The organism is Kitasatospora sp. NPDC001095 (genome assembly GCF_053598615.1).
In genome coordinates, this window is sequence record NZ_JBSFKQ010000030.1 from 37,010 (window position 1) to 54,186 (window position 17,177).

Sequence of the window (17,177 nt, forward strand, 5' to 3'; positions counted from 1 at the left end):
CCGGATGTGGCCGGGAAGGCCCGCTGCTTTGTCCGGTACTCCTCGTGTTCGCTCCTGCACCCAGCGTGCGGGGAGGCGGTGGGGGCGCGCGGCGGTCGGCGGGCGTGCGCGGGCGACCGGCCGGGGGTGGGCGGGGCGGCCCGACGGGTGCGGGAGGGGCTCAGTAGGTGTAGAAGACCCGGTCGGCGTTCTCGGCCATCTGCTTGGCGTTCCACTCGGTGCCGCCGGGGACGTTGCCGGAGCGGAACAGCGGCGGCGCGGGGCACTCCCCGGCGGCCGCCCGGTCGGCCAGCCGGCCGACCGCCGAGGCGACCACGGCCTGCATCAGCGCGCTGGTCACGATGGTGGACACCGGGCCGAAGGTGGTCTCGGCGCCGGGGTGGGTCAGCTCGCCGTCGCCGACCGCGATCTTGCTGTCCAGCACCACGTCGCAGTGGTCCTTCAGGTAGGTGCCGGTCGGGTGCGCCGAGGACACCTCCGCCGGGTACGCCAGCGAGGTCACGCCGACCACCTTGAGGCCGCGGTCCCGGGCGTACCGGGCCAGCTCGACCGGCATCACCTGACGGCCGGAGAGCGAGATCACGAACAGCAGGTCCCCGGTGGTGGCCGGGGTGAGGTCCAGGGTGGCGGTGGCCAGCCCGGAGACCCGCTCCAGCGCGCTGGACAGCGGTGCGGGCATCACCGTCACCCCGGCCATCCCGGGCACGTTCAGCAGGTTCATCGGGACCAGCCCGCCGGCCCGGTAGACCACGTCCTGGGCCGCCAGCGCGGAGTGCCCGGCACCGAAGGTGAAGACCCGGCGACCCTCGGTCATCGCCTCCGCCAGCAGCGCGGCGGCGGCCTCGATGGTGTCGGCCTCCTCCACGCGGACCCGCTGGAGGTGGGCGATCGCGGCGTCGAAGTACCGGTCGACCAGGTCGTTCATCTGGTGCCTTCGCTCTCTGCCGGGTGGGGGATCCGGCCGGGTGGGGTGGTCCAGGTGGTCCAGACCGCCGGTGGAGAAAGCTTCGGCGAGCACGGTCGCGCCCCGGCGGCACCGTTGTCAACAGGAACGAAACGGGCCTCCGGAGCCCCGGGGCGGGCCCGGTTGTCGGTCCCGTACGTCAGAATTGGCGGTGAGGACACCGAAGAACGGAGCCAGCGGCGATGTCTGGGCTGATCGACACCACTGAGATGTACCTTCGCACCATCCTGGAGCTGGAGGAGGAAGGCATCGTCCCGATGCGCGCCCGGATCGCGGAGCGCCTGGAACAGAGCGGCCCCACGGTCAGCCAGACGGTCGGCCGGATGGAGCGCGACGGGCTGCTCCAGGTCGCCGGGGACCGCCACCTCGAACTGACCGAGGAGGGGCGCCGGCTCGCGGTGCGCGTCATGCGCAAGCACCGCATCGCCGAGTGCCTGCTCGTCGACGTGATCGGCCTGGAGTGGGAGCAGGTGCACGAGGAGGCCTGCCGCTGGGAGCACGTGATGAGCGAGACGGTCGAGCGCAAGGTGCTCGCCATGCTCGGCCACCCCACCCAGTCCCCGTACGGCAACCCGATCCCGGGCCTGGACGAGCTGGGCGACACCAAGGCCGAGGGCGAGGGCTTCGACGCCGGGCTCGTCCCGCTGGACACCGTCAAGCCGGGCGAGGCCGGGGCCGACGTGGTGGTCCGTCGGATCGGCGAGCCGATCCAGACCGACAGCGCCCTGATGAGCACCCTGCGCCGGGCCGGCGTGCGGCCGGGTTCCACGGTCAAGGTGAGCGCCGGCGTCGGCGGCGTGCTGGTCGGCACCGGGGACAACGCGGCGGAGCTGGGCAAGGACATCGCCCAGCACGTCTTCGTCGCCCAGGCCTGAGCCACGTCCGTCGTACCGAGAAGGGGCCCGCTGCTCTCCACGCAGCGGGCCCCTTCGCCCTCCCCGTTCCCTCCCCGCTCCCTCCCTTTCCCCTCCGCCCCTCCCGCTCCCCTCCACCGCCGCCGCCCGGCTTCCCCGTCCGAGCGCCCCTGCCGGCGTCCCCACACATCGCAATTCCTCCCCTCGGCCGATCATGGCAATCCTTGAGTGCTGTCACTCGTACGAGGGGCTTTGTCGGTTGACCAGCGGGTACACGGAAGCCTTATCCGGACATGCGTATGACGGGCCCCGCCCCCGGTGGGAGACAAGGCCCGTCACGTGCGCGCGTTGTGTCGCGCGGTGCACGCCCTCACCCGATCGGCAGAGGGCGGCCGTTCCGGGGCCCGCAGGAGCGGGCGGAACTCAGCCCACCGGCGCCGGTTGGGCGGTCCGGGCGGTCCGGGCCGAGGGCGTCTCGCGGCCGCAGGCGTACGCCAGCGGGCTGATCAGTTCGGCGGCGTCCGGCAGCCAGCGGTTGAGCGCGGAGGGGGAGCGGGCCCACTGGGCGTACCCCAGGGAGCCGATCCTGGACGGCGGGGCGACCGTCCAGTCCCCCTCGCCGCGGGCGACCAGGTCCAGCCGGCCGGGCGGCCAGCCGAGCCGGCGGAGCATCTCCGGGAGCCTGGCCGCGCCTCCGGGCAGCACCAGGAAGTGCAGCCGCCGCCCGATCCGCCCGGGCGCGGCGGGCTGGACCACCACCGGGCCGAGCTGGAGGTCCATCCGCTCCATCCGGGCGAGCGCCAGGCAGCCGGCCGTCTCCGGGACGTCCAGGACGTCGAAGGAGCGCCCGGTGGGCAGCAGGACCGACGCGTCGGGCCGCTCGGTCCACCAGCTCCGCACCGCACCGGGGCCGGAGCTCGCCTGCCTCGCCCAGTCCGGGTCCAGCGGGTGGGCGCCCGGCAGGGTGCAGCGCCGGTCGCCGCAGGAGCAGCGGACTCCGCCGTCGCCGTCGTCGTCGACCAGCCAGGCGCCCGGGGCCACCTCCCAGTGGCGGGTCTCGGCGTAGCCGACGGCTTCCACGAGTAAGAGGGGCGGGTCGGCCCTCTCGTTCCGGTCCTGGGCGTCGGGGATGTCTTCCACGGGGTGCTCAACTACCGTGTGTGAGGCTGGTTACGGCCCGATGGCGCCCGGTTGGGCGTATCCCGGCAACGTCACCCGTTCCGGTTAGTCGGCCGAGTTGAAGGGGCTGAGGGCAGGCGCAGCGGGGGCGCACAGGAGCATTTCCCGGGGCGCAAGGGGGGTGCGGTTCGTCACCGTGGGTATCCCGCTGGCGTTGCTGATCGCTAACCTTGTGTCAGATTCCTTGGATGGTCGGACAGTCGGCAACAGATCAGCAGAAGCGTCGCCCGCCGGCCGGGACCGGAGGGTGTGGGGAGGCGAAGCCCAATGGCCGCGAGACCACTCGTCGCACGACAGCCCAACGAGCGTCTGCAGCAACTGATCCAGGAGGCCAGCTGTTCCAACGCCGGCCTGGCCCGGAGGGTCAACCTCTGCGGCGCCGAACACGGGCTGGACCTTCGGTACGACAAGACCTCCGTGGCCCGTTGGCTGCGCGGCCAGCAGCCGCGCGGGCAGGCGCCGGCCGTGATCGCCGAGGCCCTGGGCCGCAAGCTCGGCCGCAGCGTGTCGGTCGAGGAGATCGGCATGGCGGACGGCAAGAACCTGAGCTCCGGCATCGGGCTCCAGTTCGCGCCGACCATCGGTGCCGCCCTGGAGCAGGTCTGCGAGCTGTGGCGCAGCGACGTCGGCCGGCGGGACTTCCTGACCGGTGCGACGGTCGCCGCCTCCGCGCTGGTGGAGCCCAGCCGGGACTGGCTGATCACCCCGCCGGACCCGGTGGTGGCGCGGACCGGCGGCCCCCGGGTCGGCCCGACGGACGTGGCCGCGGTCAAGGCGACCACCGCGATGCTGGTCGACCTCGACCATCGCTTCGGCAGCGGCCATGTGCGCCCGGTGGTGGTGCACTACCTCAACTCGGTGGTCTCCGGCCTGCTCGGCGGCGCCTACCGGGAGGAGACCGGACGCCAACTCTTCGCCGCAGTGGCCCGGTTGACCGAACTGGCCGGCTACATGGCGGTGGACACCGGGCAGCCCGGGCTCGCCCAGCGCTACTACATCCAGGCGCTGCGGCTGGCCCAGGCCGCCGACGACCGCGGCTACGGCGGCTACGTGCTGGCGGCCTCGATGAGCCACCTGGCGGCGACCCTCGGCAACCCGCGGGAGATCGCCCAACTCGCCCGCGCCGCACAGGAGGGCGCCCGCTCGGTGGCCACCCCGACGGCGATGGCGATGTTCTACGCCGCCGAGGCCCGCGGCCACGCCCTGCTCGGCGACGCCCGCTCCTGCGAGGCGGTGTCGGCCAGGGCGCTGGAGATGATGGAGAAGCGCCGCCCGGAGGACGACCCGGACTGGATCGCCCACTTCGACGACGCCTACCTCGCGGATGAACTGGCCCACTGCCACCGGGACCTGGAGCAGGCGGGCCAGGCCGAGCACTACGCCCGCCGGGCGCTCGACCTGCACCCGCCGACCAGGGTCCGGCGCCGCGCGGTGGACCTCGTCCTGCTGGCCACCGCCCAGCTCCAGCAGCGGGACCTGGAACGCGCCTGCGAGACGGGTGCCCAGGCCGTCCGGCTGCTCAGCGGGCTGCGCTCCAACCGGGGCGTGGAGTACCTGGACGAGTTCCGGCGCCGGCTGGAGCCGTACCGGGAGCAGCGGGTGGTCCGCGAGTTCCACGCCCGGGCGGACGCCGAGGCGGCGTAGCGTCGGTCTCCGCGGCTCCTCCCCGTCCTCGGGGCCCGGGCGGCGGCCCGAGCCCGGGGCGGCCGCGGATCGTCTGTGCAGGGAGCGTGATGGATGTCCCGCCCACGTGGTCACCCGGTGAGGCGAACCGGTAGCGTGGGCGCGACGTCCAAGGAACTGTGATGCTCCCAAGAACCGACGAGATGTGGTCCGCCATCAGTGCGCGGTCCTGCACAGGTGAGGAATCGCGTTGAGTCAGCGCCGCTCGTACCCGAACTCCGGTGACTTCAACCTGGACGACCTGTTCCGCCCCGAGCCCGGCCAGCCCGGCCAGCCCGGCCAGCCGCAGGCCCACTCGGCCGTGCCGCCGGTGGGGCAGCCTTCCGGGCAGCCGGAGTACCTCGGCGAGGGTGCGCACGCGCTGCCGACCCAGGCCATGCCCGCGCAGCCGGCGCCCGGGCCGGGTGCCTCGTGGGGTGGGCAGCAGCCCGGTTACGCTGCCCCGCAGCCCGATCCGGTCCCGGAGACCCAGTACCTGCCGCCGTACCCGGCCGGCGACCCGCAGGCCGGCTACCCGGCGGCGCAGGCCCAGCCCGGCTACCCGCAGCCGCAGCCCGCGCCCGGCTACCAGGCCTACCCGCCGGCCGCGCAGCCGCAGCCGGGCTACCCGGCCCAGGACTACCGCCAGGGCTACGCCCCCGAGCAGGGGCAGAGCTACGGCCAGGGCTTCGAGCAGGGCTTCGGCGCCACCCAGGCGGGTGCTCGGGGGCGCGGCGGCCGCCCGTCCAACAAGCTGATCGTCGGTGGTGTGGTGGCGGGCTGCGCGGTGGCCGGCATCCTGGTCGCGGTGCTGATGGGCGGCGACGACGCCAAGGACGACAAGAAGTCCACCCCGGTGGCCGCCACCGCCAGTACCGCCCCCACCGCCGGGACACCGAGCACGAGCGGCTCCGGCGCGGCCGTCGACCCGGACGTCAAGGCCCAGGCGCAGCCGCTGTCGGACCTGCTGGGCACCGCGAGCGACAGCCGCAGCGCGGTGGTCTCCGCGGTCGCCTCGGTGCAGAAGTGCGACAAGCTGCCCGAGTCCCAGCAGGCGCTGTCCGGCGCGGCCGGCAAGCGGCGCGAACTGCAGAGCAAGCTCGGCCAGCTGAAGACCGACAAGCTGCCCGGCGGCCAGCAGCTGGTCGACCAGCTCAACGCGGCCTGGACGGCCTCGGCCCAGGCCGACGACGAGTACGCGGCCTGGGCGCAGGACGCCCAGGGCTCCTGCGACGCGAAGAAGCAGGACAACCAGCACTACAAGAACGCCGTCCAGGCCAGCGGCATCGCGACCACCGCGAAGAAGCAGGCCGCCACGCTCTGGAACGCGATCGCCGCCCAGACCGGACTGCCCAACCGGAGCGACGGGGACCTGTGAGCGACCGGGGCCTGTGAGCGACCGGGCCGTGTGAACGACGAGGGGGACGGGCCCGAAGGCCCGCCCCCCTCCCGCCCCGGCGCGCGGTCCGCGTCAGGCCGGCGGGCGGCCCCCGGTGAGTGCCCAGCGGATGTCCACGAAGCCCGGCTGCTGCAGGGTCATCCGGCCGTTCTTGACCACCTGGTAGGTGACCCAGGTGTTCACCAGCCGCGGCGACCCGCTGCTGGGCAGCATGTTGGTGGTGCCCCAGTTCAGCGGCGGGGTGATCCCGACATCGATGCCCTCGCCGCTGTCCAGCAGCGAGGAGACGGCCTTCGGGGTGACCGGCTTCCCGGCCTCCGCCAGCTTCTGCGTCGCCGTCCGGAACACCTCGTACGCGACCCAGGTGGTCTGCACGCCGGGGTCGGAGACGTCGATGGAGTGCCCGCCGGTGGTGTCGGTGCGCACCACCGCGCGCAGCCCGTCCCAGATCTTCGCGGACTCCGGCGGGTACCAGCTGGTGACGTAGGCGCCGCCGAGCGGGCCGGTGTCGCCGCCGGTGGAGTCCACCACCGACTGCTGGACGCTGCCGATCACCGAGGCGATCCGGGTGTTCTTCACGCTGACCCGCCGGTAGGCGTCCAGCAGGTTGCCGGTCGGCTCGGCGGCCAGGGCGCTGGTGATGCAGTTGCCCTGCTCGTCCTTGCCGATCGCCTTGCGGATCACCGGGGTGTAGTCGGAGGACTGCTCGGGCGCCTTGACGTCCGTCAGCTTGATCCCGGCCGGCCGCAGCGCGGTGCCCAGGTAGCCGAGCAGGTTGTCGCCGGCCGGGGTGTCAGGGCGGATCAGGGAGACGGCCTTGCAGCCGGCGTCGACCAGCTGGCGGCCGTTGCCCGCGATCAGCGCCGGCATGCCGCCGTCCACCGGGTAGGACAGCGGGCTGGAGAACTCCGGCTGGGAGAGCCCGTAGCCGCCGATCAGCGGGATGCCGGCGCGCTCCAGCACCGGCATGAACGCCTCGCCCCACTGGCTGTAGGAGCCGATCACGGCGACCGCCTTGGCGTCCACCGCCTGCTGGGCACAGGCGCGGGCACCGTCCGCGGTGTTGTGCTCGTTGCAGGTGATCACGCGCAGCCGGTGGCCGTTCAGTCCGCCCTTGGTGTTGACGTCCTGGCCGATGGCGGAGGCGAGCGCCGTCATGCCGGGGCGGTCGGCGGAGCCCGTGCCGGCCGGGGCCCAGGTCATCACGGTCAGGTCGTTGCCGCTGGTGGAAGCATCGGCCGAGCCGCCGCACGCGGAGGCCGAGAAGAGGGTGGGGAGCAGGGCCGCGGTGGTCGCGGCGGCTGCGATCGGGCGTCGGCGGCGGCGTCGCACGACCTGGGGACGGGCCTGGAAGGAGTCCCTTCGGCTGGTCATCGGTATTCCCTCTCTGGGCGCCCTCCGGCGCGCCGGAGCAAGCCAAGCCCCGGTGCCACAAGTCGAGAGGGCCGAAGTGCGAACGGATGGCGAACGGCCGCCGAACTCCGAGGAGGTACGCGTGTAGATCGCGAGTGGAGCGCGAACAGACGGGGAACGTACGATCGTTCACCATGTCCGCCAGCACAGAATCTTCGTATCGGTCTGCCCGAAACACTTCTCGTCCGAGCCACCGCTCAAGCACGATGGGCGGCATGCCGCTCAACGACCTGCCCTGGTGGCGCTGGCGAGCCCGACTGCGCTCGGCGCTGCACATGCTGTCCGACCCCGGTTTCCAGCAGGACACCTGGCTGACCGGCCGGGAGGGCTACGGCGACGTGACCGACGCCGTCTACCGGCTGGTCGAGGACACCTGGCTGGACCGCTGGTCGGCCGAGAAGTACGTCGGGACGATCTTCCGCGACCCGGCCGAGGCCGCGCTGGTGGACGTCGCGGTGCTGCGGGCCGTGCAGATGCTGCACGAGGTCGGGGCGGACGCGCCGGCCTCCGCCTACCTCGGCCACCCCGGCTGGCCGGAGACCGTCCGGGCCGCCCGCGAGGCGCACGTCGCGCTGGCCACGGGCGACGGGGACGACCCGGACGCGCCGCCGAAGTCGCTGGACGTGCTGCGCATCCTCACCCAGGTCTGACCTCCGGACGCCCGCCGTCCCGCAGTACGGGCAGCGGGGCGGCAGGTGTCCGGGATGTGACACGCTGGACCATCCACGCACGTCACGACCTCAGAACGGGATACCCCCAGTGGAACAGCAGCCGGCCGGCGCCCAGTACGTCCTCACGCTGTCCTGCCCCGACAAGCAGGGCATCGTCCACGCGGTCTCCAGCTACCTCTTCATGACCGGCTGCAACATCATCGACAGCCAGCAGTTCGGGGACGGCGACAGCGGGCTCTTCTTCATGCGGGTGCACTTCTCCGCCCCCGAGCCGGTCACCGTGGACAAGCTGCGGGCCAGCTTCGCCGCGATCGGCGCCTCCTTCGGGATGGACTGGCAGATCCACCCGAGCGAGCAGCGGATGCGGATCGTGCTCATGGTCAGCAAGTTCGGGCACTGCCTGAACGACCTGCTCTACCGCACCCGGATCGGCGCCCTGCCGGTGGAGATCGCCGCGGTGGTCTCCAACCACACCGACCTGCGGGACCTGACCGAGAGCTACGGCATCCCCTTCCACCACATCCCGGTCACCAAGGACACCAAGGCCCAGGCCGAGCGGCAGCTGCTCGACCTGATCGCGGCGGAGGACGTCGAGCTGGTCGTGCTGGCCCGCTACATGCAGGTGCTCTCCGACCAGCTGTGCACCGAGCTGTCCGGCCGCGTGATCAACATCCACCACTCCTTCCTGCCGAGCTTCAAGGGCGCCAAGCCGTACCACCAGGCACACGCGCGCGGCGTGAAGCTGATCGGCGCCACCGCGCACTACGTCACCGCCGACCTGGACGAGGGCCCGATCATCGAGCAGGAGGTCGCGCGGGTCACCCACGACGTCAGCCCCGACCAGCTGGTCGCGCTCGGCCGGGACGTCGAGTGCCAGGCGCTGGCCCGCGCGGTGAAGTGGCACAGCGAGCACCGGGTGCTGCTGAACGGGACCCGTACGGTCGTCTTCGCGTAGGCCTTCGAACCTAGGGCCGGGAGAGCAGCGGGAGCGCGTGCAGCACTTCGCGCACCGCGGCCCGGTCGCCGTGCTCGCCGACCGGCAGCCGGTCCGGGTCCCGGTGCGCCGCGGCGAGCTGGCACAGCTCCAGGCCGTCCAGCACCATCGAGGCCACCGGCTCCCCGCCCGCGCCGCCGGTGCGTTCGTCGCCGTCGAGGGCGATCAGCCACTCGCCGCCCGCCGGGCCGTCGACCATCAGCCGCACCCGCCGGGCCGGGCGGACCCCGCCCTCCGGCAGGCCGGGCGCCCCGGCGTGCTCGGGCCGGGCCGCGCGCAGCCCGGCCAGTGCCCGGGGGAGCAGCCGGACCACCAGCTCCACCATCTGCCGCAGGTGCTGCGGCGCCGGCGGGTCGTACGGGTAGGCGACCGCCCTGGCCACGTCCTCGCCGTGCACGAAGCACTCGAAGGCGCGGTCCACGAAGGCGTCCCGCAGCGGCAGCACCGCGAAGCCGTAGTCGACGGGGGTGTTGCCCTGGGGCGCGAGCGCGGCGCTGCGCACCAGGTCGTGGGCCTGCCGCCGCCAGCGGGAGCGCACCGACTGCGGCGCCAGGCCGCCCTGGTCGGCGATCAGCCGGGCGGTGCGCGCGGTGATGGTGTCGTACGGGCCGCGCTGCGGCGGGACGCGCGGCACGGCCGACCCGGCGGCCGGCTCCTGCGGCGGCACCCGCCGTCCGGCCGGCGCGGCGGGCAGGCCGGGGAGGGCCGGCACCGGGTCGGGCAGGCCGAGCGCCAGCGCCAGGAAGCCGTCCACCGCGGTCAGGTGGCCCAGCACCTCGGCCGGGCGCAGCCGCTCGGTGCCGCCGTGCCACGGCAGTTCGGCCACCTCCAGCCACTCCTCCGGGCCGAGGTCGCGCAGCAGCGCGTCGAGCTTGGCGGTCTCCGCCGTGTACGGCATGCCCCAGGCGGGGACGGGCAGTTCGGCCGGCCGGCGGGCCAGGCACCAGTCGAGCACCTGCTGGCGCAGCGGGCCCGGCTGGTCCAGCGGCTCGTCCAGGGAGAGCCAGCCGGCCGCCTCGCGCAACCGGGCCGCCTCCTCGGCGCACTCCCGGCAGTCGCCCAGGTGCTGCTCCAACTCGGCGGCCTCGCGGGCCGGGCAGGCGCCGAGGGCCCACGCGCCGAGCAGCGAGCGCAGGGCGTCGTGCCGCTCCTCTGTGCTGCTCACGTCTCCCCGTTCCCGTCCCCGGCCGCGGCCTGGCGGGCGCGCTCGTCGGCCAGTTCGGTGGCCAGCAGCTCCAGACCGAGCCGCATCCGCTGCTTGGCGGCCTGCTCGCTGATGCCGAGCAGCCGGGCCGTCTCGCGGTAGGTGCGGCCGTCGTAGTACGTCACCGCGATGGTCTCACGCAGGGGTTGGGGCAGGGAGTCGACCACGTACTGGACCCGGGCGGCGGTGGCCACGGCGCGTATCTCGGCCTCCGCGCCCGGTGCCCGCTCGGCGGCCCGCCGCGCCCGCAGCCGTTCGACCGCGCGGTGGTGGGTCAGCGCGCCGAGCCAGGAGCGCAGGGTGCCCCGGGCGGGGTCGTAGTCCTCGGGGTGCTCCCAGACGTGGGCGAAGATCTCCCGGGTGAGCTGGGTGGCGGCGGCCTGGTCGGCCAGTACCCGCCCGGCCAGGCCGTGCACCATCGGTGCGAGCTGGTCGTAGAGTTCGCCGAGCGCCGTCTCCTCGCCGCGGGCGAGGCGGCGCTGCAACTGCTCGTCCCAGCGCGGGTTCCGTTCCGGGGTGGCCATCGGGAAACCACCCTCCTGACCGGGTTCGCTGGCGTACCCAACGGTATCTTGCGGCCGGGTGGCGCCGGGAGCGATTCCGGCAAGATCGGAACCGTTCCGAGCGTTTCGCCCTCCTCATGGGTGGGCCCTCCGGTAGGGAGGTGCCGCACGCCTTCCGGCTCCCGGCCCGGGGGAGTGGCCGGGGTGCGTCCCGGGGTCGCCCGGGGCCGTTCGGGGTGCCGCTGTTCGACAGCCGTCGGACACATGTCGCACGGGTGGTTCGCGAGTGGCGGGCGGGGCTCGCGCGACGCGCGGCGGTAGGTTCCCGACGGCGGGACCGGCAGGTCGGCCCGGGCCGGACGGTCACCGGTGCGAGGCTCGCGAGAGTGAGCGGGACAGTATGCACTCCCCTGTCGCCCGATCGCCGGAATATGCCCGAAGCGCTTGCTGCTGTCGGTCCCCCCGCCCATCCTGAGGCGTATTCGTGTCGCGGCCGGTACCCGACCGACGAGGCGGCGCGGACGAGTGGGCGCGGGCGGACGGATCGGGCGGGCGCCCGGGTGCGGCTCGGGTGGCACCGGGCGACGTGCGAGGGCCCGCCGGCCGATCCGGCCCGATCGGAACTAAGGCCGAACTGCGAGTGCGGGTGGTGGAGCGGTGCAGGTTCTTCAGGTACAGCTGGCGGTCCAGGCTGACCCCGCCGAGGTCGGCCGGGCCCGCCGGTGGGTGCGCTCGAGGCTGCTGAACCACGGGGTGGACCCGGACGCGCCGATGGCCGAGACGGTGGTGCTGGTGGTCTCGGAGCTGGTGACCAACGCCGTGGTGCACACCGGCTGTCCGGCCGTGCTGAGACTCTGTCTTCCGGTGGCGGACGGGAGCGGTGAGGGCGGGCCGGCCGCCCCGCTGCGGGTGGAGGTCGCCGACGCGAGCCAGGCCGCCCCCACCCCGCGGCACGCGGGCGCCGACCAGGACGCGACCAACGGCCGCGGCCTGGAACTGGTCGAGCTGCTCTGTGAGCGCTGGGGCTGGGACCCGGAGGGCTCGGGCAAGCGGGTCTGGTGCGAGATCGGCCGCGACGCCCGCCCGGCCGATCCGCTGGCCGACGTGGACTGGGCGGCATTGGCGCAATAGCGGCTTTCGCGGCGGCCGGCGGACGGTGCCCGACCCCGGTGCTGATCACCGGCCGAAAGGTGACGCAACCATTCCGAATTTCGGACTAGCCATTGACGTGACGTATCCGACTGATCACGCTTGGGTGCGGCGCTCCGTCGCGAGGGGACGCCGAGGGGACGTCCGTCCACCGCCGCGGTGCTGCTGTCCAGGGGATTCGTGCCAGCAGGGGGGACCGCGGACGGCCGGTCGCGGGCCGCTCCTCGGCGAGTGCGGAGGGTGCGGCGCGGGTTCAGGGCCCGCGCGCCGTGTTTGGATGGCGGCCTGCCGTGCAGTGCCGGAGGCGCGTGCGGCCTGCCGCCATCCAAGGCGCCGTCGGGGAACGACGAGATCCGGCCACCGGTGGCCCGGTTCCCCGGCCGCGCTCAGGAAGCCTGCCGGGCAGGGTCTTCGGGGAGGGCGAGGCCTTCGGGAACGGCGCGGAAGGTGCGCCGGTAGGCGCTCGGCGCGACGTCCAGCCGGCCGCGCAGCTGCAGCCGCAGCGAGGCGGCGGTGCCGAATCCGGACTCCCGGGCGACCTGGTCGATCGTCAGATCGGTCCGTTCCAGCAACTGCCGGGCCCGCTCGGTGCGCTGGGTGGTGATCCACTGGCCGGGGCTGGCGCCGGTCTCCTCGCGGAAGCGCCGGGTGAAGGTCCGGACGCTCATCCCCGCCCGGTCGGCGAGCCGGCGCAGCGCCAGCGGCTCGTCCAGGTGCTCCAGCGCCCAGGCGCGTACCGCGGAGGTGCCGCTGCCCTCGGCGTCCACCGGGCTCGGGGCCTCCACGTACTGCTTCTGGCCGCCCTCGCGCCACGGCGGCACCAGGCAGTTGCGGGCCACCGCGTTGGCGACCGCGCTGCCGTGGTCGCGGCGCACCACGTGCAGGCAGAGGTCCACCCCGGCGGCCACCCCGCCGGAGGTGAGGACGTCGCCGTCATCGGTGTAGAGCACGTCGGGGTCCAGCCGCACCCGGGGGAACAACCGGGCGAAGTGATCGGTGTAGCGCCAGTGGGTGGTGGCCGGGCGGCCGTCCAGCAGGCCGGCGGCGGCCAGGACGAAGGACCCGGTGCAGATCGACATCAGCCGGGTGCCGGGCCGGATCCGTGCCAGCGCGTCGGCCAGGGCCGGGGTGAAGCAGGCGTCGGCGACGTCCGGGGCGGAGTCGGCGGACGCCGGGATCAGCACCGTGTCGGCCCGCTCCAGGAGTTCGGGCCCGTGGTCGACCAGCACCCGGAAGTCGGCGCTGGTGGTGACCGGCCGTCCGTCCAGGGTGCAGGTGGCCACCTCGTACAGCGGCCGGCCGGCCGGGTCCCTGGCGCCGCCGAAGATGCGGGCGGGGATGCCGAGTTCGAAGGCGATCACGCCCTCCAGTGCGAGTACTGCGACCAGGTGTGCCATGCCGTCCCCTCGGGCGTCGGTGGGTCCGGGCCAGGCTACCGCGGCCATTGGCCCGATTCTTGCGAAAGCTGTCGTTCAGGCCACTCGTCCGGCTCCGGGCCGCCCGGAACACTCGTCCGGGTGACCGAACGCAGCGCCCCCGCCCCCACCGTCCCCCGCTCCGAACCGTCCGCCCCGGCCCCACGCCCCCGGGTGCACTACGCCTGGGTGGTGGCCGCCGTCTCCCTGCTCGTGCTGCTCGGCTCGGCCGGCTTCCGCTCCACGCCGAGCCTGATGATGGACGCCCTGCACAACGAGTTCGGCTGGTCGCTCGGGACGATCTCCAGCGCCACTTCCGTCAACCTGACGCTCTACGGCCTCACCGCCCCCTTCGCCGCCGCCCTGATGGACCGCTTCGGGGTGCGCCTGGTGGTGGTCTGCGCGCTGCTGACCATCTCCGTCGGCGCCGGGCTGACCATGCTGATGCGTCAGCCCTGGCAACTGGTGCTCTGCTGGGGCGTGCTGGTCGGCCTCGGCAGCGGCTCGATGGCCGGCGCCTTCGCCACCACCATCACCGGCCGCTGGTTCCGGGCCCGCCAGGGCCTGGTCACCGGGGTGCTGACCGCCGCCGGCGCGGCGGGGAACCTGGTCTTCCTGCCGGTCGGCGCCTGGCTGGTCGAGCAGCACGGCTGGCGCTCGGCCGTGGTCGTGGTCTCGCTCGCCGCCAGCGCCGTCGCCGTCCCGGTCCTGCTGCTGATGCGCGAGCGGCCCGCCGACCTCGGCCTGCTTCCGTACGGCGCCACCGAAGCCCCTCCCGCGCCGGTCGCCGACGGCCGGGCCCTCACCCGCTCGCTGCGGGTGCTGCGGGACGCCGCCCGGAGCCGGGCGTTCTGGCTGCTGGCCGGCTCCTTCGCGATCTGCGGCGCCACCACCGCCGGCCTGGTCGGCACCCACTTCATCCCGGCCGCGCACGACCACGGCATGCCCGTCACCACCGCCGCGAGCCTGCTCGCCCTGATCGGCGTGTTCGACGTGCTCGGCACCGTCTTCAGCGGCTGGCTCACCGACCGGGTCGACTCCCGGCTGCTGCTGACCGTCTACTACGGGCTGCGCGGCCTGTCCCTGCTCCTGCTGCCGCAGCTGTTGGCCGGCTCGCTGCAGCCGCCGATCCTCGCCTTCGTGATCTTCTACGGCCTGGACTGGGTGGCCACCGTGCCGCCGACCGTCGCGCTGTGCCGCCGGCACTTCGGCGAGGACGCCCCGATCGTCTTCGGCTGGGTGCTCGCCGCCCACCAGATCGGCGCGGCCGTCGTCGCCGGGCTGGCCGGCCTGGCCCGGGACGCGCTCGGCAACTACGACCTCACCTGGTACGGCGCCGGCGCGCTGTGCGCGGTCGCGGTCGGGCTCTGCCTGGCGCTGCGCGGCACCGGGCGTGACGGTGGCGCGGTGCCGGTGCTCCCGTGACGGTGGGGCGGTGCCGGCGTTCCCGTGACGGTGGGGCGGTGCCGGCGTTCCCGTGACGTCGGGGCCCGGCGGGCGGGGGCGGTGCCGGACCTCCCGGTAGGACGGTCGTACCGGAGGTCTAGGCTCCGCCTCATGGCGCTCATCTTCACCCTGGACCCGAAGCTCGACCCCGACCTGCGCACGGACGTCGTCCGGCTGTGGGTCGACGTCACCAACGCGGGCGGGGCGGTCGGTTTCGTGGCGCCGGTCACCGAGGACGAGGTCTGGGACACCGCCGACCGCCAGTTCGCCGGGGTCGCGCCGGACGGCCCGGACCGGCTGCTGGTCGCGCACGAGAGCGGGACGGGCCGGCTGGTCGGCCTGCTGTTCTTCGAGTCGATGCGCTTCGGCCTGATGGACCACTGGCGGATGCTCAAGCGGGTCATGGTGCACCCGGACTTCCAGGGCCACGGTCACGGGGCCGGGCTGCTCGCCGAGGCCGAGCGGGTGGCCCGGGAGTGGGGCCTGGAGTCGCTGCGGCTCACCGCGCGCGGCGGCCTGGGGCTGGAGCGTTTCTACGCCCGCAGCGGCTACCGGGAGGTCGGCCGGGTGCCGGCCGCGATCCGGGTCGCCCCCGGAGACGACCGGGACGACATCACCATGTGGCTCGACCTGCGCTGACACCCGTCCCGGACGGACCGCGGCGGCCGGGCGGGTCGGATCGGTGCCCCGTGCCCCGCGCCGGCCGTCAGGCATGCTTGACTGGAGGACCCCGCCCCAGCGCAAGAAGAAGGATGTGTCGAGTGACCAGCAACGGCCCGGAGAAGTCGCACGCCACGCTCCGCTACACCTCCCTGCGGGTCAGCATCTTCCTCGGCTGCCTGCTGGTGGCCCTGCTGCTCGGGCACTTCCAGATCATCCCGGTCAGCGGTGAGGCCGGCATGATCTTCCTGTTCCTGCTGGCCGCGATCGCCTCCGCGCCGCTCAGCTACGCGCTGCTGAGCAAGCAGCGCGACGAGATGTCCGCGCAGATCAGCGGCAAGGTCTCCGGGATGCGCAGCCGTACCGCCGAGCGGATCGCCACGCAGAACGCCGAGGAGGACGCCGCCGACGACGCCGCCCGCGCGGCCACCGCCGGCCAGAGCTGACCCCGGCTCCGCCCCGCCCCACGAGCGCAGCCGCCGTGCCCGCCAACCGAGACTCCGAGCCTTCCGAGCCGTCGTCCGAGCAGACGCCCGCCGAGGAGCCGCCCGCTGAGGGGGTGCCCGTCGAGGGGCCGCCCGCCGAGGGGGCGCTCGGCACCTGGCCGGCCCCCGTCCGCCGGCCCACCGGACGGGACGTGGCCCGGCTCGCCGGGGTCTCCCAGGCGACCGTCTCCCTGGTCTTCTCCGGCGCCGAGGCCGGCCGACGGGTCTCCGAGGCCACCCGGGAGCGGGTCCGGGAGGCCGCCCGCAGCCTCGGCTACCGCCCCCAGGCGGCCGGCCGGCAGCTGCGGCTCGGCCGCAGCGGAATGATCCTGCTGGCCGTGCCGAACCTCCAGGGCCCGTTCTTCGGCCGGGTGCTGGAGGGCGTCCACGAGGAGGCCGGCCGCAACGGCCTGGCCGTCGTGGTCAGTTCCGGCTGGGGCCGCGACACCCTCGCCGAGGCCGCCACCGCCGGCCGCTTCGACGGCCTGCTGATCTGCTCCCCGGACGACAGCCAGCTCGGCGAGCTGCCCGCCGACACCCCCGCCGTCTTCCTGGACGCCGACCCCGGCACCGACCGGGCCCGCCCGACCGTCGAGCTCGACGTGGCCGGCGGGATGCGCGCCGCAGTCGAGCACCTGGCCGCGCTCGGCCACCGCCGGATCGGCCGGCTGCGCTCCAGCCACTCCGCGTACACCTTCCGGGTCCGGCAGGCCGCCTTCGAGCAGGCCGTGGGCGAACTCGACCTGGACGTCGTGGAGTTGGGCGTGAGCCTGAACGACGGCCACCGGGCCGCGCGGACCGTCGCGGGCCGGCTGCTGGAGCGGGCGGACCGGCCGCGCGCGGTGATCTGCGACGACGACGTGGTCGCCTCCGGGGTCTACCAGGCCGCCGCCGAGTTGGGGCTGCGGGTGCCCGAGGACCTGTCGGTGGTCGGCATGGACAACGTCGCGGTGGCCGCGCTGCTCGCCCCGCCGCTGACCACCGTCGACCTGCCCGGCGAGGAGCTGGGCCGGGCGGGCGCCGCCGCGCTGGCGGCCCTGCTGCGCGGCGAGCGAGTGGCGCCGGTCGCGCCGCTGGCCACCTCGCTGGTGTTGCGCTCCTCCACGGCGCCGGCCGCTACGGTTACGACGGTCTGATCACTTTCTGTAATCGTTGAGTGGCGCCAGCTCGTCCGGTTTG

General features: G+C 74.2%; 16 protein-coding genes. 10 read left to right on the forward strand and 6 right to left on the reverse strand.

Features of this window, described 5'->3' with window-relative positions:
- Nucleotides 1-160: 160 nt before the first annotated feature.
- Nucleotides 161-925: a sugar isomerase domain-containing protein gene (locus tag ACWDBB_RS23330; protein ID WP_392882367.1), complete on the reverse strand. Its 765-nt coding sequence runs from the start codon at nucleotides 923-925 to the stop codon at nucleotides 161-163.
- A gap of 221 nt (nucleotides 926-1,146) precedes the next feature.
- Here ACWDBB_RS23330 and ACWDBB_RS23335 point away from each other — a divergent pair, with 221 nt between their 5' ends.
- Nucleotides 1,147-1,839: a metal-dependent transcriptional regulator gene (locus ACWDBB_RS23335; RefSeq protein WP_049649967.1), complete on the forward strand. Its 693-nt coding sequence runs from the start codon at nucleotides 1,147-1,149 to the stop codon at nucleotides 1,837-1,839.
- Nucleotides 1,840-2,241: 402 nt separating this feature from the next.
- Here the strand turns inward: ACWDBB_RS23335 and ACWDBB_RS23340 are convergent, their stop codons facing one another.
- Nucleotides 2,242-2,958, reverse strand: coding sequence for a bifunctional DNA primase/polymerase (locus ACWDBB_RS23340; RefSeq protein ID WP_449791451.1), 717 nt, complete (start codon nucleotides 2,956-2,958; stop codon nucleotides 2,242-2,244).
- 306 nt (nucleotides 2,959-3,264) lie between these two features.
- Here ACWDBB_RS23340 and ACWDBB_RS23345 point away from each other — a divergent pair, with 306 nt between their 5' ends.
- Nucleotides 3,265-4,641, forward strand: coding sequence for a transcriptional regulator (locus ACWDBB_RS23345; protein ID WP_449791452.1), 1,377 nt, complete (start codon nucleotides 3,265-3,267; stop codon nucleotides 4,639-4,641).
- Nucleotides 4,642-4,870: 229 nt separating this feature from the next.
- A complete protein-coding gene (locus tag ACWDBB_RS23350; protein ID WP_449791453.1) occupies nucleotides 4,871-6,037 on the forward strand; it encodes a hypothetical protein in 1,167 nt (388 codons plus the stop codon).
- A gap of 93 nt (nucleotides 6,038-6,130) precedes the next feature.
- On the opposite strand, the gene ACWDBB_RS23355 is transcribed toward ACWDBB_RS23350, so the two are convergent.
- Nucleotides 6,131-7,432, reverse strand: coding sequence for an ABC transporter substrate-binding protein (locus tag ACWDBB_RS23355; RefSeq protein WP_449791454.1), 1,302 nt, complete (start codon nucleotides 7,430-7,432; stop codon nucleotides 6,131-6,133).
- Nucleotides 7,433-7,686: 254 nt separating this feature from the next.
- Here ACWDBB_RS23355 and ACWDBB_RS23360 point away from each other — a divergent pair, with 254 nt between their 5' ends.
- On the forward strand, nucleotides 7,687-8,121 hold the full coding sequence (locus tag ACWDBB_RS23360; RefSeq protein ID WP_449791455.1) for an SCO4402 family protein: 435 nt from the start codon (nucleotides 7,687-7,689) through the stop codon (nucleotides 8,119-8,121).
- A gap of 109 nt (nucleotides 8,122-8,230) precedes the next feature.
- Nucleotides 8,231-9,097 carry a formyltetrahydrofolate deformylase gene (gene purU, locus ACWDBB_RS23365; protein WP_449791456.1) on the forward strand — a complete coding sequence of 289 codons (867 nt, stop codon included), beginning with the start codon at nucleotides 8,231-8,233 and terminating at the stop codon, nucleotides 9,095-9,097.
- Nucleotides 9,098-9,107: 10 nt separating this feature from the next.
- Here purU and ACWDBB_RS23370 read toward each other — a convergent pair whose 3' ends face one another.
- Nucleotides 9,108-10,301 carry a zf-HC2 domain-containing protein gene (locus ACWDBB_RS23370; protein ID WP_449791457.1) on the reverse strand — a complete coding sequence of 398 codons (1,194 nt, stop codon included), beginning with the start codon at nucleotides 10,299-10,301 and terminating at the stop codon, nucleotides 9,108-9,110.
- Nucleotides 10,298-10,864, reverse strand: coding sequence for a sigma-70 family RNA polymerase sigma factor (locus ACWDBB_RS23375; protein ID WP_449791458.1), 567 nt, complete (start codon nucleotides 10,862-10,864; stop codon nucleotides 10,298-10,300). Before ACWDBB_RS23375 ends, ACWDBB_RS23370 begins: the two co-directional genes overlap by 4 nt.
- 636 nt (nucleotides 10,865-11,500) lie before the next feature.
- Between ACWDBB_RS23375 and ACWDBB_RS23380 the strand changes: the two genes are divergently transcribed.
- On the forward strand, nucleotides 11,501-11,974 hold the full coding sequence (locus ACWDBB_RS23380) for an ATP-binding protein (protein WP_449791459.1): 474 nt from the start codon (nucleotides 11,501-11,503) through the stop codon (nucleotides 11,972-11,974).
- A gap of 404 nt (nucleotides 11,975-12,378) precedes the next feature.
- Here ACWDBB_RS23380 and ACWDBB_RS23385 read toward each other — a convergent pair whose 3' ends face one another.
- Complete coding sequence (locus ACWDBB_RS23385; protein WP_449791460.1) at nucleotides 12,379-13,389, reverse strand: GlxA family transcriptional regulator; 1,011 nt, start codon at nucleotides 13,387-13,389, stop codon at nucleotides 12,379-12,381.
- Nucleotides 13,390-13,509: 120 nt separating this feature from the next.
- Here ACWDBB_RS23385 and ACWDBB_RS23390 point away from each other — a divergent pair, with 120 nt between their 5' ends.
- From ACWDBB_RS23390 to ACWDBB_RS23405, 4 genes are all read left to right on the forward strand, one after another.
- Entirely contained in the window at nucleotides 13,510-14,832 is a 1,323-nt protein-coding gene (locus ACWDBB_RS23390) for an MFS transporter (RefSeq protein WP_449791461.1), read from the forward strand.
- 132 nt (nucleotides 14,833-14,964) lie between these two features.
- The gene (locus tag ACWDBB_RS23395; RefSeq protein WP_449791462.1) at nucleotides 14,965-15,492 is read left to right on the forward strand and encodes an N-acetyltransferase family protein; all 528 of its coding nucleotides are present in this window, start codon (nucleotides 14,965-14,967) and stop codon (nucleotides 15,490-15,492) included.
- Nucleotides 15,493-15,614: 122 nt separating this feature from the next.
- Nucleotides 15,615-15,959, forward strand: coding sequence for a DUF4229 domain-containing protein (locus tag ACWDBB_RS23400; RefSeq protein WP_449791463.1), 345 nt, complete (start codon nucleotides 15,615-15,617; stop codon nucleotides 15,957-15,959).
- Between the two features lie 35 nt (nucleotides 15,960-15,994).
- The gene (locus ACWDBB_RS23405) at nucleotides 15,995-17,134 is read left to right on the forward strand and encodes a LacI family DNA-binding transcriptional regulator (protein ID WP_449791464.1); all 1,140 of its coding nucleotides are present in this window, start codon (nucleotides 15,995-15,997) and stop codon (nucleotides 17,132-17,134) included.
- Nucleotides 17,135-17,177 lie beyond the last annotated feature (43 nt).